Origin of the sequence: Syntrophomonas sp. UBA1041 (assembly GCF_002316705.1) — a bacterium.
GTDB lineage: Bacteria > Bacillota > Syntrophomonadia > Syntrophomonadales > Syntrophomonadaceae > DTU019.
Genome location: NZ_DCEA01000042.1, coordinates 19,456 through 19,894, shown reverse-complemented (window position 1 = coordinate 19,894; position 439 = coordinate 19,456). Strand labels below are relative to the sequence as shown.

Sequence of the window (439 nt, the reverse complement as noted above, 5' to 3'; positions counted from 1 at the left end):
GGAACAGCATTACAAAATGATGACGGGCGAAGAAGTTGTATAATTCTACAAAAGTAGCAGGAGGGTTGAAAATGAGTTTTTCAAAACAGAAAATTGGTGACAAGAACTTCATCGCTCACGTTCCAAGGGGAGCAGATTGGATAAGCGTTGACGAAGTTCTTTCGTCATGGAAAAATAACAGTTTCAGTCTTCCTGAGAGCAAGTTTGATACTGATGCTGGTTTTCGCTCTGCCCAGTTGGGAGCCATCTATGCTATAAAGTCGCACTGGACAGTATCGTCTTCTGCTGCCACGATTGTTATGCCAACAGGAACAGGAAAGACCGAGGTGATGATAGCCACAGTAGTGTCTGAACATCGTTCAAAAACCTGCATAATAGTGCCAAGTGACTTATTGCGAAAACAAACGATTTCAAGATTTTGTTCTCTTGGCAAATTACG

1 protein-coding gene is annotated in these 439 nt (G+C 42.1%); it reads left to right on the top strand.

Annotation, left to right across the window (positions count from 1 at the left end; genetic code table 11):
* Positions 1–71 precede the first annotated feature (71 nt).
* Positions 72–439, top strand: a 368-nt coding sequence (locus tag B2633_RS06965) for a DEAD/DEAH box helicase family protein (RefSeq protein WP_483169895.1), incomplete at its 3' end; no start/stop codon positions are given.